Origin of the sequence: Urechidicola vernalis, assembly GCF_031846385.1 — a bacterium.
Classification (GTDB): domain Bacteria; phylum Bacteroidota; class Bacteroidia; order Flavobacteriales; family Flavobacteriaceae; genus Urechidicola; species Urechidicola vernalis.
This window is the reverse complement of sequence record NZ_JAVRHV010000001.1, coordinates 543,299-568,685: the sequence shown is the minus strand read 5'-3', so window position 1 is coordinate 568,685 and position 25,387 is coordinate 543,299. Positions and strand designations below refer to the sequence as shown.

Sequence of the window (25,387 nt, the reverse complement as noted above, 5' to 3'; positions counted from 1 at the left end):
GCATATAAAATAATACATTAAACATTTAACATGAAAAATTCAGATTTAAAAAATAGGATGAAGTATTTTTCTTTGAAATTCACAACTTTAAGTGTAAACTTAGAGTTATTATTGAAATGTATTTAATTAGTACATTTTCTCGATTATTAATGATTGCATCTGTCTTTTTTCACTCAAGTATATTTAGCCAAAACGATTCAAAATTTAAGATTGATAGCCTTAGAGAAAGTATGCATAATAGTTCAACTTTCGATTTAGACAAGATTAATTTTCATTTAGAATTTACTAAAAATTTTTTTGTTTTAAAATTTAGATTCATAAATCATTTATGTGAAAAAAGGTAAATTAATGTCGAAAAAAAGTGAAGATCAAAAGATGATTGTTCATCGTTGAATTAATACTATTTGTATACTTCTGTTATACTTAAATTATATACCTTTACGATAATAATTCTTCAATAGTGTTTCTAAAAAGAGCAATTTTATATTCTAATTATGCATTAATCCTATTCCTGTTTTGTGGATTACGGATAGTTTCTGCACAAAATCAATCTAACCAATCTACAGAAAGAGTTTTCAACCAGAATAAAATTGACAGCCTTAAAACATTATTAAAAAATCAAAATATTACTGATAAAGAACGAATAAAGGCTTACTACAATTTGAGTTGGTATTATATTCCAATAAACAGAGATTCTACTTTTCATTATGCCGAATTACGCAAATCATACTATCAAGATATAAATTATGATTTTGGATTGGTGACTGTATTAGTGGATTTCGGTAGATTGTTAGGGACATATAACGATCTAGATGGCGGGGTTAAATATTTCGAAGAAGCATATTCTTATTATGATCAGTTAGAAGAAGACGTTTATTTTTTAATAGTCTGTATAGAGCTAGGAGAATACTTTCATATGAAGTCAAAATATCATCTAGCAATTAAATATTATTTAGAGGGTTTAGAGTCTGCTAAAAGACAAGAAAGTAAACTCTATGAATCTTATTTTTCAAGATACTTATCTGAATCTTATGTTAAAACTGAACATTACGAGGCTGGTTTGGAATACATAAAGCGATCTGTTCAGTTGTTTTCTGAAATGCCAAAACTCAAAAATCAATACGCTTTTTCTAGAATCATTTTGGCAAATGTCTATTTTGAGATGGGATCTTATGCCTTGGCTAAAGAACATTTGCATGAAGCAGAAACCTATATTAAAAAAGCAAATATCGATAGCCCTTATATTTATCCCTTGCTTAGTATCTACTCAATATATGGGCAAATATCATATGCTTTAGGTGATAATGAAAAAGCTATTGAGAATTTTTTAAAGGCACAAGAATACGCGTCAGAGGCAACTGAGTTTAATGAATTAAGAAATTTTAATTTGGCAAATGTTCATAATTATCTGGGTGATGTTTATTTAGAAGAAGATAATACTGCATATGCGATTAATGAATTTCGATCTGCTCTAAATTTTGGAAAGGAATTAAATTCTCTAGAAATTATGGTGTCTTCGTATAGAGGATTATATGAAGGGTATTTAAATCGTAAAGAAATCGATAGCGTTAAATTTTATTTGGATAAACACAAGCCTGTATCTGATAGTTTCAATCATGAACGTGCTAATAGAAAAATTGATGAACTAACATATATTAATAAATTGGCTATAGAAAAGGAGCGGCATGAAAATGAAATTGGAATGGCTGACTTAACTAAGAAGCGACAACAATTGTATTTTGGTGTTATCGCCTTGTTGTTGATTTCAGGCCTTATAATAATTTCATTTTTCGGGTATATCCAAAAGAATAGAGCGCTTAAGACTAAAATAAAAAATGATAATCTCTCACTTGAAAAAGAAAACCTATCCTTGACTTTAGATAAAAAAGAGCGGGAGTTGACTGCATCAGTATTAAATTTAATAGAGCGCAATGAGTTTATCTCTCGATTAACAGATGATCTTAAATCGATTTCATTTAATGACGAGCAAGCTTTTCAAATTAAGGAGATCATTAAATCTACAACCATTAATGATTCTAAAAAATTATGGACCGAATTCGAGCTGAGATATACTCAAAATAATACTGCTTTGTTTAATAAACTCAACGATTTAGTCCCTAATTTAACAACCAATGACAAGCGTTTAGTAGCTTTAATAATGCTTAATTTTTCTACAAAGGAAATATCATCAATTACCTATCAAAGCCCCCACAGCATTAAGATTGCTCGTTATCGACTTAGAAAGAAGTTAGACCTTTCTAAAAATGAAAATCTCATCCATTTTTTCAATAATTTATAGAAGAAAGAGTTTTTAGTCAATTCTTTCTTGTATCCCTTTTGTATACCCTATTGTATACTTTTTGTATTCCTGTTAATATTTCATAGATGGTGTTTTGTATATACTTTTGAACTGAATTATTTATAGTCGATGTCAAAAAAAACACATCATAAAAAGAAATCAGATAAAAACCCACTTCGGGAATTGGACGAACAACTTAAGGAGCAGAAAAAAGTGTTTAAAAAGCTTCGTGATAAGTTGTCCAAAGACAAAAGTGAATAACTAATATATAACTATAATTTAAAATGAGAAAAATCGAAGCAATTATCAGAAAGTCAAAATTCAGACATGTAAAATTGGAGTTAAAAGACAAAGGGATCGAACGTTTTAATTATCATTTGGTAAGATCTAGTTCAGAATCAGAACATAGATTTTATAGAGGTGTAGAATATGATGCTCAGGCTGAAGAAAGGGTTAAATTAACTGTTTATGTGGATGTGAAAGCAGTTCAGGATGTTTTGGGTTTAATCTTGAATTCGGGTAAAACGGGAGACGCTAAAGAAGCTATTATTGGAGTTTATAAAGCTGAAAAAATGTACAGAATTGTTGATGAAAATGGCAAGGAGAAATTAATCGAATTAATCTAAAATAAAAAATAATATAAAATGGAAAATATAGGTATAGATACAATTTGGGTTTTAATAGCGGCAGCATTGGTTATGCTTATGCAGGCTGGTTTCTCGTTAGTTGAAATAGGGTTAACGAGAGCTAAAAATTCAATTAATATTTTAATGAAAAATTTTGTTGACTTTTCAGCTGGATCCATCATTTTTTGGTTTTTTGGTTTTTCTTTGATGTTTGGAGAAGATGTAGCTGGGTTTATTGGTTTTGGAGATTTTATGAGTGACAGTAATGCAATAGACGGAATCCCCTTTAAGGCTAGTTTAATCTTTCAAACTGTTTTTGCAGCGACAGCTGCAACAATTGTTTCTGGGGCAATTGCAGAGAGAACAAAATTTTCGGCATATTTAATATTTTCGATTATAATCACTGCTTTTATATACCCAATTTCTGGACATTGGATCTGGGGTGGAGGCTGGTTGTCGGAAATGGGGTTTCATGATTTTGCTGGGTCTACGGTGGTTCATTCTGTAGGAGCTTGGGTTGCACTTGCTGGAGCAATTGTAGTTGGTCCAAGAATAGGGAAATACTCTTCTACAGGTAAGTCAAGAGTGATACCAGGACATAACTTAGCCTTTGGGGCCCTGGGAGTGTTCATACTTTGGTTTGGTTGGTTTGGTTTTAATGCTGGATCGCAATTGGCAGCTTCAGGAGAAGACAATGCTATAGCCATATCTCATATTTTCGTAACTACAAACTTATCAGCCGTTGCTGGCGCAATGGCAGCAATGATAATTTCATGGATCCGTTATAAAAAACCTGCATTAAGTATTACTATGAATGGCGCTTTAGCAGGATTAGTAGGTATAACTGCAGGTTGTGATATTGTCTCACCTGGTTCAGCATTAATAATTGGGGCTGTTGCGGGAACATTTTTAGTGCTTGCTGTTGAATTTATTGACCAAAAATTAAAAATAGATGACCCAGTAGGAGCAGTAGCTGTTCATGGAATTTCCGGAGCTTTAGGTACAATTATGGTAGGTTTATTTGCTACCGAAGGAGGTTTGTTTTATGGAGGGGGAACTGCATTGTTGACAACACAAATAATAGGTGTTGTTGCTGTATTTCTTTGGGCTTTTATAATGGGCTTTCTATTATTTAAATTGATAAAAATCACTGTTGGAGTTAGGGTGTCAAGTTCAGAAGAACAAAAAGGATTAGATATAACGGAACATGGAGAAGAAATATATAACTAGGATTATTAAAATAAACATAAAAAATATAATATGAACTATTTTAAATTTGAATATTTGTGGCTTGACGGGTACAAACCTGTCGCTAATATTAGATCAAAAACAAAGGTGATACATATGGATTCCTTTGATGGAGATGCAACTAAACTACCTAAATGGTCTTTTGACGGTAGTTCTACTCGGCAAGCTGAAGGTCATTTCTCAGATTGCACATTAATCCCTAAGAGAGCCTATTTAGATCCGGCGAGAGAAAATGCGTATCTTGTAATATGTGAAGTGTATAATCCAGATGGTACACCGCACGCTTCAAACACTCGACAAACAATTAATGAAGAAAAGGCTAAGGATTATTGGATAGGGTTTGAGCAAGAATATGTATTAATGGGAACTAACGGAAGACCTGTTGGATTTCCTGAGGGAGGATATCCGGAACCACAAGGGCCTTATTACTGTGCAGTTGGCTATCAGAATGCTACTGGTAGAGATATAATTGAAGAGCATTTTGACATTTGCTTAAAGGCCGGAATAAAAATAACTGGAATAAATGCAGAAGTAATGCTAGGACAATGGGAGTATCAATGTTTCTCAATAGATGCCTTAAAAGCCTGTGACGATTTAATTATTTCTAGATATTTATTGTATCGAGTTACTGAAAGGCATAGAGTAATTGCAGAGTTACATCCAAAACCAATAAAAGGAGATTGGAACGGTTCTGGAATGCACACTAACTTTTCTTTTCCTTATATGAAGGAAGTTGGGGGTAAAGAATATTTTGAAAAATATTTAACTGAGTTTGGTAAATATCATGATGAGCACATTCAAGAATATGGTGCATTTAACGACGAGCGATTAACGGGTATTCATGAAACTGCTTCAATCTCAGATTATAGTTTTGGGGTGAGTGATAGAGGTGCTTCTATAAGAATTCCTAGTTATACTCCCGAACATGACTGGAAAGGATATGTTGAAGATAGAAGACCTGCTTCTAATGCAGATCCGTATAGAATTATTGCAAGGATTTTAAAAACTTCTGCTATTGCACATGAAGCAGCAATAAGTTGATTAATAACTAACCAAAAAGACTCGAGATGAGTAATCTTGAGTCTTTTATTTTCTTAATTAAGATTTAAACAAAGATTATACATCTCTTTCTAATGAAGCAAATATCCTTTGAAATAAAAATTGAAAATCAATTAACTGAAATTGTTAAAGTGATTAATCACTTTAAAACGTTTTCTACAGACCATGCTCTTAAAGAAAAATTAGTCAATATGATTTGTATTGCCTTTGATGAGCTTTTAAATAATACGATTTCTTACGGTTATAATGACAACGATGTTCATGAAATAACGGTCAATGTACTGCTAAGAGAATCTGATTTAATGATAAGACTTACAGACGATGGATATGAATACAATCCATTTCAAGAGCAGAATCCAGATACTTCTTCATCAATATCCGAGCGTGAAATAGGGGGATTAGGTATTCATATTGTTAAATCTATTATGGATAGTTGTAACTATGAAAGAGCCTCAAACAAGAACATTACAACTTTAATTAAAAACAAAATAAACAATTAATACTATGGCATTAGAAGTAGTAAATAAAGACGTAAACGACGTAGTCGTTGTTAATTTAATAGGAAATTTAGATACCAATACAGCACCTGATGCTGAATCAAATATAAATTCACACTTGGAATCAGGAGTTAAAAAAATTGTAATTAATCTAGAGCAAACCAAGTATGTAAGTAGTGCGGGACTACGTATATTCTTGGCAACTGCAAAAAAAATGACTGCAAGTGGTGGTGCTGTTAAATTATGTGCAGCCAACGAAGTAGTTCAGGAAATTTTAGATATTTCTGGGTTTAGTTCCATCCTGGATGTGAAGAGTTCGGAAGAAGAAGCATTAAATGACATCTAATTAATCAATTTTAATTATCCTAATAATGGAAAAAACGTTATACGATCAAGTCGGTGGATTCGTGAAAGTACGCAAGATAATTTTAGAATTCTATAATCGAGTTTTAGATGAGGACGAGCTCATTCCATACTTTAAAACAGTAGATATGGAAAGACAAATAGATCATCAAACTAAGTTTATCTCCATGTTGTTAGGCGGTCCTGCTTCATTTACTGATAAACACCTTGAACATGTACATAATGGAATGAGTATTCAAAATGATCATTTTGATCTAGTAAAAGATATTCTTGAAGAAACGTTAGAAGATTTTGACTTTATCGAAGAACACATCGATATTCTCACTGGTGAATTTGAAAAAAGAAGAAATCTAATAGTTAGTCAATAAAGAAAGATGAGCTCAGAAAAACTTAATAGGATCATATCTAAACTAGATCAACATCTAAATATAGGCATTGCAATAACTAATTTAGATAATTTCAATATTGAATATGAGAATGAGCTGTTTTCTAATTGGATAGAACATTCAAAAAGTTCAAATAATTTATCAGATCGCATTTCAAATCTTAAAATAGATCGTGTGTTGAAAAGGTGTTCTAAAGGGCGAAATTACGAGCATGGTATAGAACTTAGTGATGGCGGAAGAAATACGAGTTTAAAAATTCAAATAGCACCTATTTTAGAAGATAATAGTAATCTTGCCATAGTTAAAGTAGTGGATAACACGAAGTTTAAGGAATTAGAATATATGATGGATTCCTACGCTAAACTTGCAGAAAGCAATAAGCGTGATCTTGAACGGGCATTGCGAGTTATTAAAAAGCAGAATGAACGGATGAAGAATGAACTTGAAATTGCAAGGCAAGTTCAGATGGGGATGTTACCTTTTAATTTTGACCCTGGAAATAAAAATGTGGAATTCGCTGCACTTTTAAAGCCAGCGAAGGAAGTGGGAGGCGATTTTTTTGATATATTTTACTTAAATGAAAACGAATTATGTGTTTGTTTAGGTGATGTTTCAGATAAGGGAGCTGGCTCTGCACTATTTATGGCTGCTACCAAAACACTTATAAAATTCCATGCGTTTAAAACTAAAAATGTTGCCGAGATTGTTAATAGGGTTAATAATGAATTAACTCAAAATAATACGAAGTGTATGTTTGCAACATTGTTCATTGGGATCTTTAATATCAACTCAGGACTGATGAGTTATACAAACTGTGGACATTGCTATCCATTGGTAATTAGTAAAGATAAAGGCATTGAAAAATTAACATCTTTAAATGGACCAGCTATTGGAATAATTGAGAAACTAGATTTTAGTGAACAAGAGGTCAAACTTAAAGAATTTCAATCCCTTTTGGTCTATTCAGACGGAGTAACAGAATCTTCAAATAAATATGATGAGTTTTTTGGAGACCAAAGACTAAATGATTCAATTAAAGGACTAAAAGAAGAAACTTCTCCTCAAGACATTGTAAATATTGTATTTAATAACGTCGTAAATTTTGAAAAAGGAACAGATCAAGCCGATGATATTACCATTGTAGGATTGAAATATTTAGGAAAATAAATTGATGTTAAAAGTAATAAATGAATATGGATCGTTTAGAATACGATGGGATATTTTTATCTCCATACTAATTGTATTGAGTATTATCATTATTCCATTTCAGCTTGCGTTTATTCATGAAGTAGACCTTACTGGATCGATACTAATTTATGCTATCGATTTGTTTTTCATTCTTGCTATTGTCATTAATCGTCGTACCAGCTATCGATTTGCTGGCGAAGAAATAACCGATAAAAGACAAATTAATACTCGATATAAACGCAAAGATTTTGTGTTCGATCTATTTGCAGCTTTACCATTAGAAATTATTTTTATTTTAGTTCCTGAAGTTGGCTTTCAAGAAATCTCATTAGTGCTGTGGTTTAGATTAATTCGTTTAATTAGAATCAGACAATTATTCATAATCTTTAAGCGCTGGCAACGACTTTATTCTATTAATCCAGGATTTTTGAGAATAGCTAAGTTCTTTTCTGTGATTATGTTACTATCTCATATTATTGCTTGCGGATGGTATTTATCAGCTTTCTTATCTAAGTTTCCGGAGAAAAGTTGGGCTGTACTCGAAAATATTCATATTTCCGATGTTTTCACGCAATATGTACGATCTATTTATTGGACGATAACAACTATGACTTCAGTGGGATATGGAGACATTGTACCTCACCTTAATTATGAATATATATTTAGTATAATAGCAATGTTAATTGGTGCTTCAACGTATGCTTTTATTATTGGTAATATAGCCTCGCTCATTAGTTCTTTAGACGCTCAAAAATCGAATTATTGGAACAACCTGGATTCACTCAAGTTATACTTAAAACAACGAGGTGTTTCTCGAAATGTAAATTCTCGAGTTCAAAACTTTTATGAGTATCGTTGGGTTCATCATCGTGGCATAAATGAAGATGTTTTGCTTAATAACCTTCCGGAGCCATTTCGTTTGGAAGTTATGCAAGAACTAACAAAAGAGCTGTTAGAAGAAGTGCCAATGTTTAAGTATTGTTCTAGACAACTAAAGAATGTTCTTATTTTAGCTTTGCATGCAGAAACATTTAATCCAGGAAGTTTTATTTCTAGAACGGGAGATAATGGCAACGAAATAGTATTTATTAGTAAAGGAATTATACAAGTAGTCAATGAACCTACTGGGGATATTTACTGTGAATTGGAATCTGGAGAATACTTTGGAAATCTTTCAATTGTGCTACAAGAAAAAAGAACCGCAGCAATTAGAACAAAAACGTTTTGTGAGACCTTTATTTTAGATTCAAATACTTTTTATACTATTAAAAAGAGTTTCCCAGAATTCATGGATGTTATGAAAAAAATGTCTGCTGAAAAATCAGGTAAAACAAATCAATTATTAATGGATGGAATAATTATTTAAATTATGAGTAGTAAAGCAATTTTATTCACACAATGTCTTCAAAATGACTATTGTAAACCAATAGGAAAATACGATCATATTCCAAATTTAGTACATATTGGTTATGAAGAATCTGTTCGCTTAATGGGGTTAACGCCTAAGGAAGGGCCTGTTGCTAACACTATGCGTTGGGCTTACGAACAGAGCGATGAAGATCTTGAAATAATACATCTAAGAGATTGGCACGATCCAGAAGATAAAAACCAAAAGGAACACCTAGAATTGTATGGTGATCATTGCATTCAATATACTGATGGTTCTCGTTTTGCATTTCATTTAGACAAATATCCTCGATTAGCTACTATAATTGAATCACTTCAATTAAATGATTTTGTTAATACAGAGCTCGAAGATATTTTAGAACCTTATAAAAACGAAAAAATTCGTGTAGGGATAATGGGCGTAATGACCGAGGGTAAAATTTCATTTTTAGCTTATGATCTTAAAACACGTTATCCACAATTCGATATAGCAGTATGTTCTGCGTTGTGTGCTGGCTCTTCTATTTCAAGTCATTACACGGCTTTAGATAATATGCAAAAAATTCTTGGTATTCGAGTGATTAATTCTTTAGGAGAGTTTACAAGTTTCTTAACGGGAAGCTCTTCTAATTTTGAGATTAATGCGCCTGAAAAAGATGATTTGCCAAAACTTAGCTATAATAATGATGTGAACGTTTCGGAAGCCGACAACAGCATTTTGAAGTTTTTATTTAGAAATGCACGTTCAGTAGATTTTAATGTATTAGATGGAGGATATTCAGGAAATCTTGTTTTAGGAGCAAAAAGTGTCGATAATGAAGGTAGAGAAGAAGCTCCTCATGTAGTTAAGATTGGAGAACAAAATGAAATAGGTCAGGAACGAATGTCTTTTGAACGGGTTGAATCTGTTTTGGGAAACAGTGCACCTCGAATTACAGATTTTATTGATTATAAAGGACGTGGCGGTATCAAATACAGATATGCATCGATGGGTAAAGGAAGCTCGACAACCTTTAATAAATTGTTTATCTCGGGAATTTCATTAGATCAAGTAAAGAAATATCTTGATATTGTTTTTATTGATCAGTTAGGTAAATTCTATAATGCGAGAACCTATGAGAAATCAAATCTTCTAGAATATTATGGACACGATCCAAAACGAGCAGAACGTTTAAAACCTAGAGTAGAAAAGGTGTACGGTAAACCTGCAGATGATGATATACTTACATTGCCAACTGGGCAGGAGTTCCCAAATCCGTATATTTTTAATAGAGACGTTTTAGAGACTTTACTTCCCTTAAATAATAGGTCGAGCTATTTTGCCTATACACATGGTGATTTAAATGGAGCGAATATTATGGTAGATCCACAGGAGAATATATGGCTCATTGATTTTTTTCACACTCATAAAGGACACGTATTAAGAGATCTTATCAAATTGGAGAATGATTTATTGTATATATATACTCCTATTTATCGTGAAGAAGATCTTAACGAAGCTGTAAAACTATCTGAAGTGCTCTTCGAAATTCGAGATCTCGCTCAACCATTAAAACCAGTTGAGGAAACGGGTCTAACCCATCCAGGGTTTATAAGAACGTATGAGACTTTAAAGATTCTAAGATCATATTATTCCGCTTTAATAGGTCATGATAGAGATTCATTACAATTATTAATAGGCCAGCTTAGATATTCCTTACATACATTAATGTTTTTCGAATCGAATAATTTCCACAAATTATGGGCATTGTACAATGCAGGACATACTACACGAATTATTACAGAAAGGATTATGTCTGGGGGTAAATTACGCGTAAATTGGTTAGATGACGATAAAATGACTTCTGGGGAAATAGGCTTAACTATTTTACCTGGTCGTAAAGATTACAGTCGCTCAATAGATGAAGATTTAAAGCAACTAAAAGAATATAAAGTTGATACTATTATACCGCTAATAACTGATGATGAGTTTGATCACTTTGGAGTTGGGGAATTGTTAGAAAAATACCAAGAGTATGATTTTAATGTGAAACGATTACCAATTATGGATCAATTAGTAAGCTCACATCAAGAAATGAAAGAGTTAATTGATTACTTGGAGGAAAGGCTTCAGAACAATGAAAAAATAGTTCTACACTGTGTTGGAGGCCTTGGTAGGTCCGGATTAGTTGCGGCATCTTATTTAAAGTATAAAGGAAGAAATGCAGAAGACGCCATACAGTCTGTGCGTAAAGTAAGAGGGCTACGCGCAGTAGAATCTAAAATACAAGAAGAATTTGTTTCAGAAATAACATTTGAATAATTATATAAATCATGAATAAAACAAAAAAAGAAATATTAGCAGAAATATTAGAGGAATTTCGATTAAACCTTGAATCTAAGCTATATCGATATACATCCGTTAAATATATTGATGATTCAGGTGATGAAAGTTACCTTAAGGCAAAAACAGAATGCAGTGATATCGTAATTGATCATTATGATGATAAAGGACATTTTTTTGTTTCTCAAGAAATGGGGAAAGGAATTTCATTTTTAAGCAAACCAGAACCAGATTATGAAAGGGATGAAAGAATTTGTGTTGAAATTCAATTAAAGGACGTCATTGATCAAGGTGGTTTAATATATAAAATCACTTCACTCCCAGCTTATTTAAAAGGTTATTTTGTGACATTGCCGAGTGCAAGAATAAAAGTTAACATAAAATAAGTTTTTAAGGTCTCAAAATAGATGGCAGTAAACGGTATAGCTCTACACTTTTGATGATCAAACGTAATAAAATAAAATATTATGTTGAATAAATCGATAAAAACAAATTACCTAAAGGGAATTGTGTTCATTACTATTTTAGTGATATTGTTGTATCCAATGAATTCCTTGGGTCAAGTAAACTCCATGCAGGGCTATCCGTTTATCCAGCATTTTCCGCCAAGTTCCTACAATGCCATGCCTGAGAACTGGGCCATTACTCAGAGTGATGAAGGTTTGATGTACTTCGGAAATATTGTGGGTGTGATGGAGTATGATGGTGTTTCATGGAGAATGATTCCTTTGTCAAATCGTTCCATAGCACGCTCAATGGACAAAGATCCAACCGGAAGAATTTGGGTTGGAGGAGTTGGAGATTTCGGGTATCTGGAGTCTGATAAAAATGGCTTTACACAATATCATTCTATAATGGATGAGCTTCCCAAGGAACATCATGGATTTGACGATGTTTGGGTGACTACATATTTCGAAGGCAAAATTTATTCCAGCACTTTTAAAGGATTATATATTTATGATCCCATAGAGAGAGAATTTGAATTCGATCCGACTCCAATGTTATTATTTAAACTTGAAGACCAAGTTTTCGGCACCGCTAGAGACACTAATTCAATTTATAAAGTCGAGAAAGATACAATTGTCGAATTGTTCAAAGGGTTGACAAATGCTCAGATTAGAATATTTGGAGCATTTAAAAACGATAAAGGAAACACATGTTTTATCACTCAAGCTGGAATCATGGAGTATGACGGAGATACATTAAAATCTTTTGTTAGTGAAATTGACAGTGTTATAAAAGAGAAACAATTTTTCAATTATGCGAAAACTGAATTTTCAAATAATTTCATAGCAATAGGGTCATTTAACGGTAAGGGTATTTATATTTTTGATAGGCAGGGTAAAATTCTACAGCATATAGATCAGACTTCGGGAAATTCAACGTCAAGCTTTCTGTTTAATGACAGTAACGAAGTGTTATGGAATGCCAAAATTGACGGCATCTCAAAAATTGAGCTCAATACACCTTTTAAAATATTTGACAAAAGAAGCGGCATTATAGGTAGGGTAAGAGCCCTGTATAATTATAGAGGAATGATTTATGCTGCTGGTGATCCATACGTTTGGGTAAAAACCCCAGAATCAAGCAAATTTGAAATCGTTAAAGGGATTCCTTCTGGCCAATATTGGGATTTCGCAGAGTTTCAAGATAAACTAATTGTACCTGGGAGATATATTTTTGAATTAAGCGGAAATGAGAGTAAGCAAATTGTTGATTTTCCTAATATTGGTCCACCCTCTAATTTCCATGTTTCAAAACAAGACGATTCCATTCTTTTTTTAGGGCTATCTCAGGGTAATACAGGAGTTCGAGTTGTTCAATACAAAAATGATCAATGGATTGATAAGGGGTCTATTCCCGGAATTGAAGAATGGGCATACGATATGAACGAAAGCCCTCCTGGAACACTATGGGTAGGCACTAATGCGACAGGAGCTTATAAGGTTGAGATGCCTTCTTATGATGAGAATTTTAAATTGGAAGACGCCAAAGTAACACACTATGGACCAGAACAAGGTATACCCAACGGAGAGATAAAAACACCTGAAATTAACGGAAAAATATATTTTAGTGTGATGAACGATTTCATCTATCGTTATAATAGTGAGACGGATCGGTTTTTAAGAGATACTGTATTTGATGGTGCTTTTAATGAAAATAGTGCATACCAATGGGCCAAGCTTAAAGAGGACAAAAAAGGCCGTGTTTGGATTGCAACAGGAAAAGGAGCTGCATTAGCTACCCCTAAGGGAGATGGGACGTATGCTATCGATAAGCCACCTTTCGCCCATTTTAAAGCCGATATGATCTATGATTTTGGGGATGGTGATGGAGATGAAGTTTGGTTTATCAATGAAGAGGGACTCGTTCAATACGATCCTAGTCGAATACATAATCGCAATAAAGCAACGAGCACAATAATTCGAAACATTAAAGCTGGGGATAGTCTGAATCTTAGTGGTGGTTCAATGGGTTTTAAATTACCAGAAAGTACATTAGATTTTAGCAATAATAGCATTCGTTTCGATTTTTCGATTACTAGTTATATTGACGAAAGCCAAAGTGAGTTTCAAACTTTTTTAGAGGGGTTTGATAAAGAGTGGTCAACCTGGAACAAGAACACCTGGAAGGAATACGAGCAACTTAAAGAAGGTGATTATGTATTTCATGTACGTGGGAAAAACTTATATGATCAGCAAAGTACAATAGCCACTTTTACCTTTTATATCAATCCACCATTTTATAGATCTAATTTGGCCTATACCTTTTACGTATTAATGGCCATTCTCTTTCTAGCAATGGGTAGGCGGATATTGAAAAAAAGAGTTCAACATAAAGAGCGGCAGAAATTTGAATTAAGAGAAGCTCAAACGAAATCTGAGAAATTAGAATTACAATCTGCATTATTAGAGTCAGAAAACAACCGTATGGAAAACGAATTAAACATTGGTACTAAGATTCAAATGAGTATGTTAACCAATGATTTCCCAGTGACTGACAATATTGAAGTATTTGCAAATCTTATTCCAGCTAGAGAGGTTGGTGGTGATTTGTACGACGTATTTTTTATAGATAATGATCATGTTTGCTGTTGTGTGGGAGATGTCTCTGGAAAAGGGGTTCCTGCTGCATTATTTATGGCTATTTCAAAAACATTACTTAAAGCAATTTCAGCGCATCGATATAATGTGGAAGAAAAATACTCTAATGCTAGTAATACTACATTAAAATATTCAACAGCAGACATAATTGAGCTTGTTAACAATGAATTGAGTCGAGATAATGAAGAGTATATGTTTGTAACTGCATTCTTGTGTATTATTAATGTTAATACTGGTGAAGCTGTTTATACGAGTGCTGGACATAATCCTCCTTATGTCATAAATAATAGAGGAGGCATTAAAATTATTGATGAAAAACATGGACTTGTTCTAGGCGCAATGGAAGGAGTTAAATACAAGGAAAGTAAAATTGTATTACAGCCGGAGGAAATATTTTTCATTTATACAGATGGAATTACTGAAGCTTTTAATGACTCTAATGAATTGTATTCTGAAAAACGATTAGAAAATTTGTTAGCAAATCTCAATAATATAAACGTAAAAAATGTTGTTGATACAGTGATTGAAGATGTGCAGAGTTTTGAAGGCAATACTGAACAAACAGATGATATTACAGCGATGGCATTGAAGTATAAGTCATCATAGATAAACATGAATATTAATTAATTTAAAATAGATAAAATGAAAAAAGCAGTATTCACAATCCTTTTAGGAGGACTAGTTAGTAGCACTATTTGTGCTGCGAATTTTAATGATGAAAAAAATAATAATCAGGATCCAGAGGTGAAATTAATCACAGCTGATGACACTGTTGAGCAATTTACAATTAATAAAGAATTGACCATAAAATTCGCTTACGGATTGAATTTCGCTGGGAAAGAAAAAATTAATAAAATGGCTGTACAAAAGTTTAAAGAACTGGCAGGTGCAAAAGGGTTTACCCACTTACGTATTGATGAAGATGCATCTTTTAAAAAGCAGCATGAATTAAGAAAGCGTAATTATACTGTTGTATTGGTTGGTAAGGCCTATAAATAATAACTTGTTAATATTAGCCTTTATAGGGATCGCCAATATTCCCTGTGTTTCATTGGGTTTCTATGAAGGCTATCATTTTAAGAAATAGAAGAAATCACCTAATTTTCTTTTGTTATTAGTTTTTTCTTAAATAATCAATAGGTTGAAAATGTAAACTCCTACAAAATCAGTACCCTATTTGTACCTCAATCATTATAAACATTTATACAATACTTTTTCTATTGGGAAAATTAGAAATTAGAAACAAATTAACTTGGAACATTATCCTCAAAAACAACTTCATAATAGGCTAATATGCAAGATAAAAAACTCTAACTAATTGACTAAGAGCAGTAAAGGTTTTATTTCGTCTTGTTTAAAGTTTGCTACCACCAGTAAAATTAGTAAAATGGCTTTTGAAGAGATTAAAGAATTGGCATATCATAAAGGGTATACTCGTTTGCATATTGACGAAGAGATATCAAGTAAAAGACCTCATGAAATTAGAAAAAAAATTATACTGATTTTTTTGTAAGAGCAAATAAATAAATTTTAAGTATTTCAATTTATAAGAAATATTCTCAATAATTAATTTTTCTAAAAGAAGCATGAGATGAGAAAATTATATGGTATTAATAAAATAAGACCATTAAATTGAGCAAAATGAAATCATGAGCTCTTGGTAAGATATTTGTGCTATAAGTGGTTCATCATATCCATTCTTTCGAGAAGTTCTAAAACTTTTTCGTTTTGTTTTTTAATTTGCTCATTTTGATTTTTTAACAGGATTATGTCATTTTTTGTAGACCCCAAAGATCCAGGCCAAAATATTTTCTTTCCGGCTTGTTCCCCTAATCTCCCAAGTATTGTACCCAATGTAGATGTTAACAATCCAGATGTTGTTTTCTGGCCTTTTTCTATTAATTCTTTGAGATCTTTTAACTTCTTTTCCAGACCTTTTAATTTTTTCTCAACTTTTTTGAGTTTTAATTGATCTTTTTTAGGGGCAACTTCATTTTTATTCAAGATATCATCTTTTTGATACCTCCCTGAAACATATTTATATTTGTTTCTTTTATAACTTGCCAAGGTCTTACAACCGGGTTTACAATACAAATGATTTCTTCTTCTAGGGTTAAATTTTTCATTACAATGTTTACAATAGCCTTTCATAATTTTAATTGGATTGCAAAAGATTAAATTAGGTTTAATTTAACCTTTTGGGTTAAAAAAATAGTGCTACTCTTTTTTTCTAAACACATTTTTAATCAAATACTCAAACGCTATTTCTTTTGTTAGAATCGATTGTCTTTGATTTTTAATTGTTTTGGATGAAATGCTAATCTCTTTTTGTAGCATTACCAATAACTCTCTCTGCTCCTCAATTGGGAGAGATTTTGCTACTTGATATACTACTTCGGCATTCATTAATAAAGAATAGTTTTTATTCTCTACTAAACTATATGAAGTGTTTAGACGGCCAATGTCTATTGAATGTCCAAATCATGGTTTATTATGTCCGAAACCGGCGTAAATTGTCTAAATCAATGTATTATGCTTTTTCTAAGGATAATTCTGTCAGTAGAGTCTTAAATTTTTGCACTCTTGCATCATGATCAGGGTTTTGATGTTCTTCAAAAGAACGGAGTTTAGATAATCTTATTGAATGCTCGGTTTCAGCATATTTTATAAAATTTGATTTCCTATTATAAACCATTTCCATTTCAACCAGGCCAGCATATAAACTATCCATTTGTGAAGGTATATTTTGATCCATATCTTGGATAGTTTTATAGGTCCATAAAAACACTTCAAATGAATTAAAAATGTGAGCGTACTTTAAAAATACTTTTTTAAATTCGTTCAATTCACTAAAATGCAAATCCTCTTCAAATTGAAAACGGTTATTCAAATTCACCAATACCTTTAATTTGGATTCAAAATCAATTGCTTTTTTGAAAAAACCAAGATTCCTAAATGTTTCGGATCTAAAAAAATCATCATTCCCATAAAAGTATTCCATTGCAATTGGTAATGGGCATAAATCAATTTTTATTCCTGATCGAATATGAGTTAATTTTTCAAAGCGATTCATAAACTTTGTAGTTTGAACCAAACCTATCTTTTTTCCAGTTCTAACAAAATCAATTCCCGAAGGATTGACCGTAGAATATAGTTCGTTAAAAAGTTTAAGTCCATGTTTTCTTTGTTCAAGCGTCTTTAGGCCATAAGTAGCCTCGTCAAATTTTTTAAAAAAGGAAATGAAATAGTTTGAAATTAGACTATCGTATTTCGAAATTATAAATTCATGAAATTCATTGATGGTTTCTACACTTGGTTTGAATACAAGTTTTGCTTTATTCAAATCACCAAATATTTCATTATCACTTAAAGAGCCAATTGTTGTGCTAGACCAACGACATGCTTGTTTAGAAACTAATAAATCAACTTGTTTTTTCTTTTCCCAACTGATGAACTTTTCCTTTTCTAGAAATCCGAAATATTGTGACATAATTATTGTTGGGTTTTAATCTTTTATTAGGTTAGAATAATCTTCTGGCAGTTCGGCATCTATATCTCTCAGGTATTGATTCAATGCGATCATTGTCGTATGGCCCGTTATCATCATTAGCCTACTTTTAGCTTCAAACTGGGAATACTCTTTTCGAATTTGCCTATATAATTTTGTTATAAAAGTGTGCCTAAAACTATATAAACCATAATCCTTGCCTAAACCAAAATGATCCTTAACCTTTTTAAATCGTTTTGAAAAATAATCTCTTTTATTATTCTCTTCTGAATCCCAGGCACCTCCAATTTTATCCGGGGTAAATAAAAAGTGTTTTTTATTCATTTCTGCCAAATCGGGTAAACACTCGATTAATATCTCTGGAATAATCTTGATTTTAACCATTTTATTTTTGGCCCTTACGTATAGTTTTTTGTCTACAACATCAATGTCCTCAATTCGTAAACGGCATACTTCAATTGGTCTTAAGAAATTATATGAAACGAATTGAACGAATAAAAGTAAAATAGAATCATGCTGTTCCATATATTCGTAGATTTCCTTTTGCTGTTGTGGAGTATATGTTTTATTTCGAGAGGCCTTTGCTTGTAACACATTTATTTTTCTAACAAAGTTCTCTTCAATAATTTCATTATCCTCCAATGTATTAAACAAAGAACTTAAAACACCACGAACATTATTTCTGTTCCGAGCACTAGTCGTTTCTAATACTTTATTCAAGTATTTTATAATCGTTTTCTTACTAACTGACTCAATTGATTCTTCAATTAATCCTTCATTCTCCAACCATTTTTCAAACTGATTCACTCTACTTGCATAGCGTCCATAAGTACTTGAACTCAACGTTCTTTTTTTGGTTTCCAGACCTAATTTCAATGCTTTCATAACTGAAATCGATTCTATTTCAGTTGTAGGGTTTATTTCAACCTCTTTTATATTTGTTTTTTTGCTTGAGTTTACAACATTAGTAGAGTTCAATTCAACCGATTCCAATGACCCAAAAAACTTTCTTTCCAATTCTGGATCATGATTGTATGGATTGAAACCTGCCTTTAACAATTCTAAAAGACTTTCCTTCATTACTTTTAAAAAAGACAACCGCTCTCTTTTAGTTTTATACCGATTAACTCCTGCCTTGATATTCGGCTGTCGTTTCAATTTACCCGTTGTCGGGTTACGGTAGGAATAATAGAGATACCACTCTTTAGAAAGTGCTGTAGTTTTTTGTTCATTTGAAAGTTTAGACCACATCGAAATGTCGACACCACCAGTGTAAATTTTTGGCTCAGAAAAGGGTTGAATCATTTTGAAATCGTGTACGTTTTCGTATACGGTACGTAAAAGTAAGGCATTTAAAGACATAAAAAAAACGGATTGTGCGAACACGATCCGTTTGTTTATCTGACTTGCAGTAATGTAGCGTGATGCAGAATTGAACTGCAGACCTCCGGGTTATGAATCCGACGCTCTAACCAACTGAGCTACCACGCCATAAGCGGCTGCAAATATAAAACATTTTATAGCTTTCACAACAATAAGAATAGAATATTTTAGATGAATTTTAAATTTTTTTTCTTCAAATAAAACAATATATTGTGCTTTTAAAAAATACGTATGGAAGAAAAAGTAAAGGTTCAAATAGAGTTTCCAATTCATGCATCTCCAAAGATGTTATACAATTATTTCGGTTCAGCATCTGGTTTGTCTGAATGGTTTGCAGATAATGTGAATTCTCGTGGAGAGGTTTATACTTTCATATGGGATGGAGCAGAAGAACAAGCAAAGGTTTTATCTAAACGATCTGATAATAAAATTAGATTTAAATGGTTAGAATCTGAAGACGATGATTCTTACTTCGAATTTAGAATACAGGTAGATGAATTGACCAAAGATGTATCTTTAATGATTACCGATTTTGCAGAGGAAGATGAAGTGGAAGAATCAAAAATGTTTTGGGAAAACCAAATAAGTGAATTGAAGCAATTAATAGGTGCATAAATAAAAGAATATTTTATAGTCAAAGCTCTGATTTCATCAGGGCTTTTTTTTATAAATTTGCAGTCAATTTTTTTGATATGATAAATGTAAATGGTGAATTGATTCAGAAGGAATCTAATGTTTTTACAATTGGCAATAGAGGGTTTAAATACGGAGATGCTATTTTTGAGACCTTGAAGTATGTTAATGGTAAAGTTATCTTTTTAGAAGAGCATTATTTTAGATTAATGTCTTCTTTAAGAATGCTGCGCATGGATGCTCCCATGCACTTTACCCTTGAGTATTTTGAAGAAGAAATATTAAAAACAATTGAGGCAAATAAATTAGAAACTGCTAGAATTAGATTTTCATTATCAAGAAATGATGGAGGATTGTATACTCCAGTTGATCATGGAATTCAATATTGTATTGAAACAACAGCTTTGAAAGACCTTGCAAAAGAAGAATTTAAGGTTGAATTGTATAAGGATTTTTACGTGTATTCTGGTTTAATGTCAACTATAAAAACAAACAATAAGGTGTTAAACGTTATTGCGAGTGTTTTTGCAAAAGAAAACGATTATGATACATGTATTCTAATCAATGAAAAGAAACAATTGGTTGAAGCCATAAATGGAAATTTATTTTTAATTAAAGGAAATACAGTTATAACACCACCAATTACGGAAGGGTGTTTAAACGGAATCATTAGAGATAAACTAATTGATATTTTAACTAAAAATAAAATGTATCAAATAGAAGAACGAGTTATTTCTCCATTTGAATTAAAGAAGGTAGACGAAGTCTTTATAACAAATAGTATTGTAGATATTCAGCCAATAACGAACTATAGAAAGAAAGTATATAACACCAATATTTCTAAGCAACTTAAATTGCTTCTAAAAATGAGTTATAGTTAATTTAAAGAAGGGTTTTTAGGCGAGTTTGCCCAAATCTGATATTCTCCACCCAATTCCATAAGTTTATTTTTCCAAAGAGAATCGTTGGTAGTTAAAATATTAGGATAGCTATTCTCCATAACTTTCCAAGAGTCTTCGGTTAACTCTTCTGCTAATTGATTGGCCTCCCAACCTGCATAGCCTAAAAAGAAACGAATATCTTTCGTGTTAATTTTTCTATTTACTAAAAGTTTAGAAACGGAATCAAAATCACCTCCCCAATATATATTTTCGGCAATTTTTACGCTATCAGGAATTAATTGCGGTACATTATGAATAAAATATAGATTTTCTTGAGAAACCGGACCACCGTTGTATATCGGAAAACTACAATCGATATCTGGCACCAAATCACTAATTTTATATTTCATGGGTTTATTCATGATAAATCCAATAGAACCCGTTTTGTTATGTTCTGTTAAAAGTACCACTGATCTATTGAACGATTTGTCGTTCAATATTGATGGTTCCGCAACTAGCAATCTTCCTTTTATGGGTTTTAAATCAGTCATTTATGATTTTGTAATATATAAATGTAGCAAAAAATATTAAATAAAAAAAACCTCCTTTTTGCAAAGGAGGTTTATTTTTTAAAGTCTTAAGACTTGTTTGTTTAGTTTACTGCATCGCTTAAACCAGCTCCAGCTTTAAACTTAACCACATTTTTAGCTGCAATTTGAATTGTCGCTCCAGTTTGTGGGTTTCTTCCTGATCTAGCAGCTCTGTTAGATACTGACCAAGTTCCCCATCCTACTAAAGATACTTTTCCTCCACCTTTTAAAGTGCTAGTAACATTTGAAGTTAAAGAATCTAACGCTGACTTTGCAGCTGCTTTAGAAATTCCAGCGTCTGCTGCCATTGCGTCGATTAAATCTGATTTGTTCATAATTTTAAATTTAATTTTTTTGGTTAAACATACTTTGCTTATTAAAAGCCTAACAAAAATAGACGGAATAAGGGTTCGTGCAAGTTTTAGCCCCTAAAAAGCATTGATTTGTTAATAAATGAAGTGAAAATGTTAATAACCATGGAGTCAAGAAGCGTGTTTTTAGCAATCCCTTTAAAAATAGGCGCTTCAGACGATTCTTGCTTCTAAAGAAAACGAATGCCCGTTTAAGAGACTTTTGGTATCCATTTTACGCTTTCCAGCTAACTTGATAGCATCAATAATTAGAAAGCCCTCTGCTGTAGCGATTTTAAGTTCTTTTTTGGAAGAAACAATAGTCCCAATTTCAAAATTATGATCTATAATTTCTTTTCTTACATCATAAACTTTTGCTTGTATGCTTTGGTCATTATCTAAAATTGTAGTCCAGGCTGCAGGGTAAGGATTAAGTCCTCTTACCTTATTATATATATTATCTAAGGTATCTGACCAATCAATCTTGCAAGTATCTGTATGAATTTTAGGCGCAAATTTTAAGTCTTCTGATGTTTGTTTTGTTGTGATTACAGCATCATCTGCAATTAAGTTCACTGTTTTATTTACAACATCAGAACCAAGGTGCATTAACCTATCATGCAATTGGCCAACGGTTTCTGTACTCGATACCTCTACTGCTTTTTGAAGGATGATTTCTCCGGTATCAATTTTATCATCTATAAAGAAGGTCGTTACCCCAGTTTTTGTCTCTCCATTTATGAGCGCCCAATTAATTGGTGCAGCACCTCTATATTGAGGAAGTAAAGAAGCATGTAAATTAAACGTTCCAAATTCTGGAAGTTTCCATACCGCCGTAGGCAACATTCTAAATGCAACTACAATTTGTAAATTGGCATTTAGCCCTTTCAATTCGTTTAAAAAGGTTTCACTTTTAAGATTGGTAGGTTGTAGAATTGTTAGGCCCTGTTCTAAAGCATACTTTTTTACTGCAGATTGGTTTATTTTACGACCTCTACCGGCTGGTTTATCTGGAGCAGTAATAACGCCAACAACATTCTGACCTGACTCTAAAAGTCCTTTTAATATGGTTACTGCAAAATCTGGAGTCCCCATAAAAACAATTCGTAAATCACGCATTATTCTAATATTCTGAATTTATTTTGCGAAGTTAAGCCTATTCTATTTTTTTCAACTAATAATTGCAAACTAAAAATAACATCTTGCTCTTTCGCGTTTATTTGTAGTACAAGTTCTTTGGAAGAAACCTCCTTTTTTTGACTAAGTAAAGTTAATATTAGATCGGGAATATTTTCAGCACTAACATTTGGGTGCTTGTTAGATTCTTGGCAGACATCACAATGACCACATTTTTCAAGGTTGGTTTCATTAAAATAGTGTAGTAATTGAATATTTCTACAAATGGTATCGTTTTGTATAAAGTCAATCAATGCCTTCATTTTATGCAACTTTAAATTGTTGCGTTTTTCAATTCCTCTAGAAAAAGGGTTGATAGTTCTATTATCTTCTCTGGGAACTAAAAATCGGATTTGCGCATTTGAATTAGCATGATAAAAAGCAATGATCTCATCCTTCTCAAATTGTTTTAATTGACCTATAAGCGTAGAAAAAGGCATACCTATGGTCTTAGCAATATAATTTAAATTAATTGGTTTAGGCCCCTCAAAAACACCACCATAAGTCCTTAATATTAATTTGATTAATTTTTCAAAAGAAGGTTTTCTTTCGTAGTAATCAAAAACTTGCTTATTAGTGCCTATAAAATGTATGGTTGACTTTCTATCAAAGTTTTCATCTAATAAAATAATACCATCTTTATGTAGCGTTTTTAAGACGTTATAGGTAAGTACTACAGGGAATTTATATAAGTTACAGAACTCAGATAAATTAAAATCAAATGTTTCCTCTTGTAACTCCCCATAGGCTATGCGATAGAACTGATTTAATTGAAGATACACTTTCTTAATAAAGTCTATAGTAGGAATCGATTTTTGAAACCGTTCTTTAGTTTGGTATATGTCCGAGTCATTTTTTAAAATTACAGAATACGCTTTTTTACCGTCTCTCCCAGCTCTTCCGGCTTCTTGCATGTAATTTTCAATACTGTTCGGAACATCGTAATGGATCACCACTCTAACATTGGGTTTATCTATTCCCATTCCAAATGCATTGGTTGCTACAATTATGGGTGTCTTTTCGGTAATCCAATTCTCAAATTGTTTAATTTTTTCGTCATACAATAATCCACCATGATAATATGTACTTGTATATCCTAAGGTGTTTAATTGATCCGATAATTCAATCGTTTTTCTACGTGTATTTACATAAATAATAGTGACTCCGTTTGTTCTTTTTAAGACTTGTTCAACTTTAAAAAGTTTGTCTTCAGCCTCAACTACCCTAAAAGCCAGGTTGTCTCTAGCAAATGATTTTCTATATATGTCAGGCTCATTTAATTTTAATTGTACAGAAATATCTTCTAAAACTTTTGTGGTAGCAGAGCCAGTGAGTGCGATTATTGGAATTTTTGGAAAATGATCCCGCAGATTATGAATTTGTAAATAGGATGGCCTAAAGTCATGCCCCCATTCAGAAATACAATGTGCTTCGTCAACAGCGATTAATTGTATATTCAAATTTCTAATACGCTCTTGAACAATTGTAGTTTGAAGTTTCTCTGGAGAGATGTATAGAAATTTATAATTGCCAAATTGAAGATTGTCAAATATTGTAGGCAATTCGTTTTGCGAAATTTTAGAAGTAAGTGCAAGCGCTTTGATATTTCTATCTTTTAATTGTTGCACTTGGTCGTTCATTAATGCAATTAATGGAGAAACCACAAGGCACAATCCGTCTTGAACTAAAGTTGGAATTTGAAAGCATATTGATTTCCCACCTCCCGTAGGTAAAAGGGCAATGGTGTCTTTTTGATTTAAAACACTGCTAATAATGGCTTCTTGTGGTGCTCTAAATGTAGAATAACCCCAATATCTAGTTAGTATTTCTTTTGGAGAAATCATTTAATTAATAGAGATTCCAAAACAAAATCGGTTCTTTCTTTTACCGAACCAAAAGGAACCTCTATAATGCTATATCCTAATTCTGTATACGCGTTTTTTATATGTCTGTAGATTTCAAGGGACTCCTCGTAAGACTCGTAGCGTTCATTGTCTGATTTATAAATGTCTTTCCATGGAGGCATTAAAAACACGGTCGTATAAAGATGCTCTTTACTTAATTGTTTGAATTTTGTTGGGTATTTAGAATTTGTAAAATCCATATAAGCAAATACATCTGGAATCCCTCTGTCAAAAAAGACAAGTTCAGGATCGGAGTTAGATGCGCTAATATATTGGTTTGTTCTACCTTCTAAAAGCATCTCACTAAAAAGCAAAGGGTTTGTTAAAAACAACTGTTCAATTCCTTTTTCACGCGCATCTAAAGTTACTTGTCTAGAAATTTCATGAATACAGTAGAATCCACGCCTTTCCAATTCATTAATAACGGTAGATTTTCCGGTGCCTGGTCCTCCTGTGATAACAATTTTTTGCTGCATTATGCAA

At 32.3% G+C, this 25,387-nt stretch carries 26 protein-coding genes and 1 tRNA gene; 17 read left to right on the top strand and 10 right to left on the bottom strand.

The annotated features are described in order from the left end of the window. The first annotated feature begins 460 nt into the window (after positions 1 to 460). From RM519_RS02505 to RM519_RS02435, 15 genes are all read left to right on the top strand, one after another. Positions 461 to 2,299, top strand: coding sequence for a tetratricopeptide repeat protein (locus RM519_RS02505; RefSeq protein WP_311591934.1), 1,839 nt, complete (start codon positions 461 to 463; stop codon positions 2,297 to 2,299). A 129-nt stretch (positions 2,300 to 2,428) separates the two neighbouring features. Beyond that, positions 2,429 to 2,560, top strand: coding sequence for a hypothetical protein (locus RM519_RS02500; protein WP_311591933.1), 132 nt, complete (start codon positions 2,429 to 2,431; stop codon positions 2,558 to 2,560). A 23-nt stretch (positions 2,561 to 2,583) separates the two neighbouring features. Continuing rightward, positions 2,584 to 2,925, top strand: a complete 342-nt coding sequence (locus RM519_RS02495) for a P-II family nitrogen regulator (protein WP_311591932.1) — start codon at positions 2,584 to 2,586, stop codon at positions 2,923 to 2,925. 18 nt (positions 2,926 to 2,943) lie between these two features. After that, complete coding sequence (locus RM519_RS02490; RefSeq protein WP_311591931.1) at positions 2,944 to 4,155, top strand: ammonium transporter; 1,212 nt, start codon at positions 2,944 to 2,946, stop codon at positions 4,153 to 4,155. 30 nt (positions 4,156 to 4,185) lie between these two features. Next, complete coding sequence (locus tag RM519_RS02485) at positions 4,186 to 5,214, top strand: glutamine synthetase beta-grasp domain-containing protein (protein ID WP_311591930.1); 1,029 nt, start codon at positions 4,186 to 4,188, stop codon at positions 5,212 to 5,214. Between the two features lie 92 nt (positions 5,215 to 5,306). Beyond that, positions 5,307 to 5,732, top strand: a complete 426-nt coding sequence (locus RM519_RS02480) for an ATP-binding protein (RefSeq protein ID WP_311591929.1) — start codon at positions 5,307 to 5,309, stop codon at positions 5,730 to 5,732. Between the two features lie 4 nt (positions 5,733 to 5,736). Beyond that, entirely contained in the window at positions 5,737 to 6,075 is a 339-nt protein-coding gene (locus tag RM519_RS02475) for an STAS domain-containing protein (protein WP_311591928.1), read from the top strand. Positions 6,076 to 6,100: 25 nt separating this feature from the next. Then, positions 6,101 to 6,460, top strand: coding sequence for a truncated hemoglobin (locus RM519_RS02470; RefSeq protein ID WP_311591927.1), 360 nt, complete (start codon positions 6,101 to 6,103; stop codon positions 6,458 to 6,460). 6 nt (positions 6,461 to 6,466) lie between these two features. Then, a complete protein-coding gene (locus RM519_RS02465; protein WP_311591925.1) occupies positions 6,467 to 7,645 on the top strand; it encodes a PP2C family protein-serine/threonine phosphatase in 1,179 nt (392 codons plus the stop codon). A 4-nt stretch (positions 7,646 to 7,649) separates the two neighbouring features. Then, a complete protein-coding gene (locus tag RM519_RS02460; RefSeq protein ID WP_311591924.1) occupies positions 7,650 to 9,032 on the top strand; it encodes an ion transporter in 1,383 nt (460 codons plus the stop codon). Positions 9,033 to 9,035: 3 nt separating this feature from the next. Then, complete coding sequence (locus RM519_RS02455) at positions 9,036 to 11,354, top strand: phosphatase domain-containing putative toxin (RefSeq protein WP_311591923.1); 2,319 nt, start codon at positions 9,036 to 9,038, stop codon at positions 11,352 to 11,354. Between the two features lie 11 nt (positions 11,355 to 11,365). Further along, positions 11,366 to 11,761 carry a hypothetical protein gene (locus RM519_RS02450; protein WP_311591922.1) on the top strand — a complete coding sequence of 132 codons (396 nt, stop codon included), beginning with the start codon at positions 11,366 to 11,368 and terminating at the stop codon, positions 11,759 to 11,761. 81 nt (positions 11,762 to 11,842) lie between these two features. Continuing rightward, a complete protein-coding gene (locus RM519_RS02445; protein WP_311591920.1) occupies positions 11,843 to 15,085 on the top strand; it encodes a SpoIIE family protein phosphatase in 3,243 nt (1,080 codons plus the stop codon). A gap of 36 nt (positions 15,086 to 15,121) precedes the next feature. Beyond that, positions 15,122 to 15,478 (top strand): hypothetical protein, encoded by a 357-nt coding sequence (locus RM519_RS02440; protein WP_311591919.1) that lies wholly within the window; start codon positions 15,122 to 15,124, stop codon positions 15,476 to 15,478. 388 nt (positions 15,479 to 15,866) lie between these two features. Continuing rightward, positions 15,867 to 15,992: a hypothetical protein gene (locus RM519_RS02435; protein ID WP_311591918.1), complete on the top strand. Its 126-nt coding sequence runs from the start codon at positions 15,867 to 15,869 to the stop codon at positions 15,990 to 15,992. Positions 15,993 to 16,153: 161 nt separating this feature from the next. Here RM519_RS02435 and RM519_RS02430 read toward each other — a convergent pair whose 3' ends face one another. From RM519_RS02430 to RM519_RS02410, 5 genes are all read right to left on the bottom strand, one after another. Continuing rightward, positions 16,154 to 16,546, bottom strand: coding sequence for a hypothetical protein (locus RM519_RS02430; RefSeq protein WP_311591917.1), 393 nt, complete (start codon positions 16,544 to 16,546; stop codon positions 16,154 to 16,156). Between the two features lie 150 nt (positions 16,547 to 16,696). Continuing rightward, positions 16,697 to 16,885, bottom strand: coding sequence for a hypothetical protein (locus RM519_RS02425; protein ID WP_311591916.1), 189 nt, complete (start codon positions 16,883 to 16,885; stop codon positions 16,697 to 16,699). A gap of 124 nt (positions 16,886 to 17,009) precedes the next feature. Further along, positions 17,010 to 17,969, bottom strand: coding sequence for a hypothetical protein (locus RM519_RS02420; RefSeq protein ID WP_311591914.1), 960 nt, complete (start codon positions 17,967 to 17,969; stop codon positions 17,010 to 17,012). 15 nt (positions 17,970 to 17,984) lie between these two features. Further along, a complete protein-coding gene (locus RM519_RS02415; RefSeq protein ID WP_311591912.1) occupies positions 17,985 to 19,373 on the bottom strand; it encodes a tyrosine-type recombinase/integrase in 1,389 nt (462 codons plus the stop codon). Positions 19,374 to 19,404: 31 nt separating this feature from the next. Then, positions 19,405 to 19,478 (bottom strand) — tRNA-Met (locus RM519_RS02410). A 123-nt stretch (positions 19,479 to 19,601) separates the two neighbouring features. Between RM519_RS02410 and RM519_RS02405 the strand changes: the two genes are divergently transcribed. Both RM519_RS02405 and RM519_RS02400 read left to right on the top strand, forming a co-directional pair. Beyond that, positions 19,602 to 19,985 (top strand): START-like domain-containing protein, encoded by a 384-nt coding sequence (locus tag RM519_RS02405; protein ID WP_311591911.1) that lies wholly within the window; start codon positions 19,602 to 19,604, stop codon positions 19,983 to 19,985. A gap of 77 nt (positions 19,986 to 20,062) precedes the next feature. Then, positions 20,063 to 20,884, top strand: a complete 822-nt coding sequence (locus tag RM519_RS02400) for an aminotransferase class IV (protein WP_311591910.1) — start codon at positions 20,063 to 20,065, stop codon at positions 20,882 to 20,884. Here RM519_RS02400 and RM519_RS02395 read toward each other — a convergent pair. The 5 genes from RM519_RS02395 to RM519_RS02375 all read right to left on the bottom strand — a co-directional run bounded on the left by RM519_RS02395 (position 20,881) and on the right by RM519_RS02375 (position 25,380). Further along, positions 20,881 to 21,435 (bottom strand): YqgE/AlgH family protein, encoded by a 555-nt coding sequence (locus RM519_RS02395; RefSeq protein WP_311591909.1) that lies wholly within the window; start codon positions 21,433 to 21,435, stop codon positions 20,881 to 20,883. The genes RM519_RS02400 and RM519_RS02395 overlap by 4 nt on opposite strands. 101 nt (positions 21,436 to 21,536) lie before the next feature. Next, positions 21,537 to 21,809 carry an HU family DNA-binding protein gene (locus RM519_RS02390; protein WP_311591908.1) on the bottom strand — a complete coding sequence of 91 codons (273 nt, stop codon included), beginning with the start codon at positions 21,807 to 21,809 and terminating at the stop codon, positions 21,537 to 21,539. 189 nt (positions 21,810 to 21,998) lie between these two features. Continuing rightward, a complete protein-coding gene (fmt, locus tag RM519_RS02385) occupies positions 21,999 to 22,943 on the bottom strand; it encodes a methionyl-tRNA formyltransferase (RefSeq protein ID WP_311591907.1) in 945 nt (314 codons plus the stop codon). Then, complete coding sequence (locus RM519_RS02380) at positions 22,943 to 24,844, bottom strand: RecQ family ATP-dependent DNA helicase (protein ID WP_311591906.1); 1,902 nt, start codon at positions 24,842 to 24,844, stop codon at positions 22,943 to 22,945. Before RM519_RS02380 ends, fmt begins: the two co-directional genes overlap by 1 nt. After that, the gene (locus tag RM519_RS02375) at positions 24,841 to 25,380 is read right to left on the bottom strand and encodes an AAA family ATPase (RefSeq protein WP_311591905.1); all 540 of its coding nucleotides are present in this window, start codon (positions 25,378 to 25,380) and stop codon (positions 24,841 to 24,843) included. The genes RM519_RS02380 and RM519_RS02375 overlap by 4 nt, the downstream gene beginning before the upstream one ends. Positions 25,381 to 25,387 lie beyond the last annotated feature (7 nt).